Annotated in this window: 5 protein-coding genes; 2 read left to right on the forward strand and 3 right to left on the reverse strand. The window is 27.4% G+C overall.

Going from position 1 to position 6839, the window contains the following annotated elements:
* Positions 1-137: 137 nt before the first annotated feature.
* Both E6A48_RS08530 and E6A48_RS08535 read right to left on the reverse strand, forming a co-directional pair.
* A complete protein-coding gene (locus tag E6A48_RS08530) occupies positions 138-1238 on the reverse strand; it encodes a SpoIID/LytB domain-containing protein (RefSeq protein ID WP_219709713.1) in 1101 nt (366 codons plus the stop codon).
* 128 nt (positions 1239-1366) lie between these two features.
* Complete coding sequence (locus E6A48_RS08535) at positions 1367-3178, reverse strand: glycoside hydrolase family 10-like protein (RefSeq protein WP_219709707.1); 1812 nt, start codon at positions 3176-3178, stop codon at positions 1367-1369.
* Positions 3179-3379: 201 nt separating this feature from the next.
* On the opposite strand from E6A48_RS08535, the gene E6A48_RS08540 reads away from it, so the two are divergent.
* Together E6A48_RS08540 and hisS are read left to right on the forward strand one after the other, a co-directional pair.
* Positions 3380-4660, forward strand: a complete 1281-nt coding sequence (locus tag E6A48_RS08540) for a protein kinase (protein ID WP_219709709.1) — start codon at positions 3380-3382, stop codon at positions 4658-4660.
* 43 nt (positions 4661-4703) lie between these two features.
* Positions 4704-5951 carry a histidine--tRNA ligase gene (gene hisS, locus E6A48_RS08545; RefSeq protein ID WP_219709716.1) on the forward strand — a complete coding sequence of 416 codons (1248 nt, stop codon included), beginning with the start codon at positions 4704-4706 and terminating at the stop codon, positions 5949-5951.
* Here the strand turns inward: hisS and E6A48_RS08550 are convergent.
* The coding region (locus E6A48_RS08550; RefSeq protein WP_219709712.1) for an ankyrin repeat domain-containing protein at positions 5948-6839 on the reverse strand (892 nt) is incomplete at its 5' end. The two genes, hisS and E6A48_RS08550, sit on opposite strands and share 4 nt — an antisense overlap.

A 6839-nucleotide genomic window follows, 5' to 3' on the forward strand; every position in this document is an offset into this window, starting at 1 on the left:
CGGGAAAAAGTTGAATAAAAATAAGAACATAAATTGAAACAATATAAATATTTATTGATTTATGTTTAAAATAAGTATATAAATAAAAAAAAACGCCCTTTAATAAAAGAGCGTTCATATTTCAATTAAAAAATGAATTAATTTTCAATCCATATATCTGGTTCAAGTTTTGTATTTACTTTATTGTAATCAACTATTTCTATTCCTTTGTAGTAGAATTTCAAAATTTCTTTATAGTCTTTTTTTACCTGAGCCATACCAAAAGCTCCCCACTGACACATACCAACACCATGTCCGCTTCCTTTACCTGTTATTATTATTCCATTATCAACTTTTTCTATATTAAATTGTAAAGAAGGTACTATTACAGGAGATAATTTATTTCTGAAATCTCTTGAAGGTATATCTTTTTCATCTATTTTTATATTTAAAGCCTTTCCAGATTTAGGGTCTTTATTTACACTTATAGAGGAGTTTTCATTAGCTTTTAGAGCAAAGTCATTATTTAATTCTTTATAACTTAAAGCATTAGTCCAAGGTTTTATTTGAGCATTACAATAAGGACATTCCACTCCCTCTAAATAAGGCACATTAGCACCAAATACATTTTTAGCACTGTCAGTATATCCTCCGCATAAAGCACTAAAATATGTAGCTATTACTTTGTTATTATATACAGCTATTTCTGATTTTGTTCTGTCTACTGCCTGTTCTGTATTCCAATTAATTTTTTCTCTGCCGTTATATACTTGATATTTTGTAGTGTTATCAACATCGAATGGTTTTTGATTATTGTTTTTTAATATATGAAATATAGCATAAGTACGTGCTGCAACTGCTTGTGCTTTTAATGCTTCCATAGGCCAAGAAGGAGACATTTCATGAGGCAATACTCCTTTAACATAATCTTCAATATCTAGTTCATTAATTACTATCATAGTGTTATTATAAGGTATGAACTTTAATGAACCATAATATTCTTTTCCGTTTAATGTAAAACCGTCTTTAGTTTCAAAAACTATTCCTTCTTTATAAACTCCAACATCATTAACTTTTAAGCCCAATCTGTTTTTTACAACCATTACTGTTTCATTTGTTAGCCCTGATATTATTTCACTTTCATATTTATAATTGTATGCTTTGTATGGACCTTTTATGTTAATTGTATATGGAGCTTTTACATCTGTTAAATATACTTTGATATTATTAATTTGAGCGAATGCAAAAATAGAGTTAATTATAAATAAGACTAATATTAGAAATAAAAATCTATTTAATTTCATAAATATGTTTCTCCTCCAAATGTGTATATAATTTTTGATTATCGTAAATTAATATCGGAAGTTAATAAAAGTACTTGATATATTTATTGTATTACAAGATATTCGCTTTCATTATGTATTCTATCTAATGCAGTAACATAATATATATATTTAATATTTTTATCTGCTTTTTCATCTCTATAAACTATCTTACAATTAGTATTAAAATCTTCTCTTCTTATTTTATCTATAATTTCAAGTTTGCCGTTATTTTCTTTTTTTCTGTATATCACATAATAAACAGAAGTACCATTTAAAACATGAGAGTATTTATCAAGCCTATATTCATTAGGGTCTGTAAAACTAATTACATTTACACCAAAAGATTTTTTTAAACTTGGATTTTCTAATTTTAGCGGAGGAGTATTAATATCTTTCATTGTATTCATTGTTGGAACTACGGCTTTGAATATATAATTATTTTTCTTAATATTTTCAATAGCTTTATATCCATAATCTCCAGTACCTACATCATTTAAATACATATTATGCATAGTAAAAAATGAAGAGCCTTTTATATAACCTTTGCCAACATATCTTATATAATCAACTTGCTTAGACATTACCCATACATCTTTCCAAGGTTCATATTTATCTTCTCTTCCCATTTTATATAAAGCATGCCCTATATATATGTCAGCAATATTTTTATTTGTAGATTTGCTTGCTTCACCTATCCACCAATCAACCATTTTATCGAAAGGCACTGTTCTATGTGAAGAACTCCAATAAATTTGCGGAATAATAGCATCAATATACATCTTGTTTAATCCGTCTTTTTCTGTGGCATTACTAAGTGTTGTAGTTTGCTCTCCATTTAGCATCCAAAGTAAAACATCAGCATGTAAAGCATCGAAGTTTGGATTATATGATTTACTGTCGCTTCCATTAATATCGCCCTTATATTCGCTTAAAGGCTCTTTATTCCTCCAAACTCCAGCAGGAGATATAGTCCATTTTACATAAGGTTTTCTTGATTTTATTTCTTTATATATGCTGCTAACTAAATTATTAATATTGTTTCTTCTCCAAGCATATAAACCATCAACTCCATAATCATCATAAGAAGTGTCGTTAGGGTCATAACCTAAATTGCTTGCATATTTTGAAGAGCTTACACTGTCAGGCCAATCTCTATATGTTTTGCCGTTTAATGAGTTTTGATAAAAATAATCATCAAAATGAATGCCGTCTATATCATAGTTTTCAACCACTTCTATAATAGAATCCATTACATATTTTGAACTTATAGGTTCACCTGGGTCTAAATATAGTCTATTATCATACCAATGAACAGGCTTAAGTCCGTTTGAAACATATGTGTGAATAAAGTTTTTTTTGGAGAATTGTTCTTCATAGCTTTTATTAGTATCGTATTTTAATGATATTCTGTATGGGTTAAACCATGCATGAACTTCTATATTTCTTTTATGAGCTTCATTTATTATAAACTCAAGCATATCTGTTTTAAATGGATAATCATCTCTTTCATCTTCAGGATTAATACCAAAAAAATATCTGGTAGTAGGGTTGATTTTTGATTTAAATATTACACCAGCATCAGGCTTAACTTGCACAAACACTGCATTAAAATTATTGTTATAAAGAGTATCTAAATATTTTATTATTAAAGCCTTTTGTTTTGATTCGTTTCCTCCCATAAGAGGCCAGTCAATATTAGCAACTGTTGAAAACCAAGCTGCTCTAAACTCTCTATACATAGGGTTTTGGCTTCTGTCTTCATCTATGTTTTCTAAAAGCATTTTATTAATAATTTCATCATCTTTATATTCTATACTTTGACATGATAAGATAATTGATAATAATATTGTGAGAAATAATATTTGTTTTTTCATAAATCCTACAAAATAAAAATTTATTTATTAGTTTCGGTATTTATATATAAACTATTGAGGTAATTATAATTTGTACTTGCAAAATATCTATAATAATGTAAATTTATATTATAATTCTAGTTTTTTGCATATGCTATTATTTTTATGTTTTTTATGACGATAATGAATAATAATATATGTAACTATTGAGGAAATAAAATAATGAAAAAGATAATTTCTATAATTTTAATGATATCTATCTTATCACCTTTAATGGCTCAAAATAACTATACTTTCCCAGAATATATGGAAAGACTTCAAAGAGATGTACCTAAAAAGGCTATACAATGGTTTGAAGAAAATGGATATTCTGATGCTTATGGTGTGGATAAACGTATATTCGCTTTCTATAGAGGTATAAGTAGATATCATAAATATGCTAGATATAAAGGTACTATAGATGATGCTAATAGAGCTGCAAGTGATTTTAGACAGGCTTTAGAAATACCTAATGATAATGTATTTTATTTTAACAATAGAGCTATGTTATATTTAGGAGGTCTTCTTGCTACTATACCAGGAGATAAAGAATTGCCTGCTAGAATATTTAATTATTATATAGCAAATACTAGCCCATTTGACCCTGATTATCCTACTTCAGTATATTGGGCATTATATTTAAATTATCTTGATAAAGAAACATACAATACTTATTATAATAGATTAGTTTCACTTCAAGAAACTCAAGTTTATCCTGTGGCTATAATATATGATTATGCTACAGCTACTTATAAAAGTATTCCAGAAATGCTAGCTAAAATACCTGCTCCTAAAGATGTAAAACCTAATACTTATCAATGGACACAAAATGGTATGAATATATATACTTTAGTTAGTGATTCTGTGCCTATTATACCAGAAGATAAAGTTTTACCTACATATGGTGTACAGGTTTCTCCTTCTTTTGAAGAATATCCTCCTGCAAGCAGAGTACCAGACCCAGGCGATAATAGAAGAAGACTTATAGAAGAGAGAGAAGTTTTAGAGAAAATATTTACTGAAAAGTTCTATATTGAAACAAATGAAACTGTAACTAATGATATTATTACAGATGATATATTTACAAATACTGTAGTTACAAATGAGATGATAAATACTAATGATATTATTACAAATGACTTTATTACTAACGAGATGGTTACTAATGATATGATGACTAATAATACTATAGAAACTTTCTCTAATGTAGAAACATATACTTTAAATGTACTTGTAGATAAAGTTAATACTTATGATAATATTAGAATAAATATTGCAGGAAAAGAATATAATATTTATAATAATAATTTCACAATAGATTTGCCTGAAGGTGAATATGATGTACAGATTTATGTAGCTAATAAAATGTATAATAATAAAGTAAAAGTAACTAAGGGTTATTATAATTTGCTCTATATAGAAGTAAAAGAGGGTAAATTAGTTAATAATATGAATAATCAATAGATATATTAGGCATTATTTAAATAATTAATAAATTGGAGATATGATGCTTAATATAAAAAAACCTAGAGGTACAAACGACTTTTTTTATGATTCTTCCGAGAGGTTAGAATTTATAGAAAATAAAATAAAAGAGATAGTAAGATTATACGGCTACAAAAGAATAAGAACACCTTTATTTGAGTATACTGACCTTTTTACTAGAGGTATTGGAGAGGGTACTGATATAGTTGGAAAGGAGATGTTTACTTTTGAAGATAGGGGAGGACGTTCTCTTACTTTAAGACCTGAGGGTACTGCTTCAGTTGCTCGTGCTTATGTTGAGAATTCTTTGCAAAATGAATATGCTATTAATAAGCTCTTTTATTTGGGCACTATGTATAGGGCTGAGAGACCTCAAAAGGGCAGATATAGAGAGTTTAATCAATTTGGTATAGAATGTATCGGAGGAACTTCTCCTATAATAGATGCTGAAGTTATAGCTTTAAATATCAACATATTAAAAGAGTTCGGCATAGATAATGTTAATTTATTAATTAATACTGTTGGATGCAGTAATTGTAAGCCTAATTATAATAAGGCACTTAGAGAAGCTATTGGAGAGAGAAAAACTGAGCTTTGTGAAACTTGTCAAAATAGATACGAAAATAATATTTTAAGAATATTAGATTGTAAAAATGAAAAGTGCAAAGAAATATTAAAAGATATACCAAAGTTTTATGATTATGTATGTGATGAATGTAAGGAGCATTTTGATTCTCTATGTAATGAGCTTACTAAAATTAATCAGAACTTTACTATAGACAATATGCTTGTACGCGGGCTTGATTATTATACAAAAACTGCTTTTGAAGTTCAAACTAATGCTTTAGGTTCACAGAGTGCCATACTTGGAGGCGGAAGATACGACAATTTGATAGGGCTTTTTAATTCTAATAAAGATGTTCCTGCTGTTGGAAGTGCTATGGGGCTTGAGAGACTTCTTATAGTACTTGAAAACAATAACAATATCATTAATGACAGATTAGATGTTTTTGTTATAGCTTTTAAAGAGACTCAAAATGAAGTATTAAATATTATGCAGATTCTTAGAGCTAAAAATATTTCCTGTGATTTTGATTATAATATAAAATCTATTAAAAATCAGTTTAAATCTGCTAATAAAAGAAATGCTAAATATGCTTTGATAGTAGGTGAAGAAGAATTAAAAAACAATAAGTTTAAGCTAAAAAATATGGATACTAGCGAAGAGAGAGATGTTGCTTTATCTGATATAGCTAAATTTATTAATTAATTCATACGGCTGCTTTCAAAGAAGTTTCTAATATTTTCATTTTTAGATTTTTTTGCTAATTCTATTGAAACATTATCCACTGCAGCACCATTTCTTACAAGAAGTTTGCATATATCAAAGTTTCCAACTTCTATTGCCATATTTAATGGGCTATAATTTTTTTCTTTATCTCTCAAACTTATATTAGCACCATTATCTATTAGAGCTTTTACTAGTTCTGTATTATTGTTTTTTATTGCCGTATGAAGAGGGCTATAATATTTATCTATATGATTTACATCAGAGCCTTTATTTATAAGTTTTATGGAATTATTATAATCATTATTTTTTACTGCTATATTTAATGCTGTTTCATTTTTGTTATTTGTGATATTAACATTAGCATTTTTTTCTAAGAGCATATCTATTACTTTGCTGTATTCTTGTGATTTTCTTGCATTTATTATTGCTAAATGCAAAGGTGTGTTTCCATTTGTTTCTTGTAAATTAATATTGGCATTGTTGTCTAAAAGTATTTTTACGCTTTCTGTTTTTTTATTTGCATTAATTTCTAAAATATAATGCAAACTCGTTTGAAAATATGAATTAGTATTATCTACATTAACACCAAGAGCAATAAGCGTCTTAATAGATTCTATAGCTCCAACACCAGAAGCATAATGAAGCATTGTGTTTGTATCTTTAGTATCTACATCTATACCAAGCTCTCTTACTAAATAATTTATATTTTCTACATTATCACCAAAAATAGCAGCTTTCATTATTGATATAACATCTTCACTATTCATAAGTAAGTAGATGTTTTTATCTAAATATGCTTTTAATATTTTTGAGTTAGAATATCTTGAAGCTACAAATTCACTTCTTGGTTTTTCTATCATTTTAAAG

Source organism: Brachyspira pilosicoli, assembly GCF_019402445.1.
GTDB lineage: Bacteria > Spirochaetota > Brachyspiria > Brachyspirales > Brachyspiraceae > Brachyspira > Brachyspira pilosicoli_B.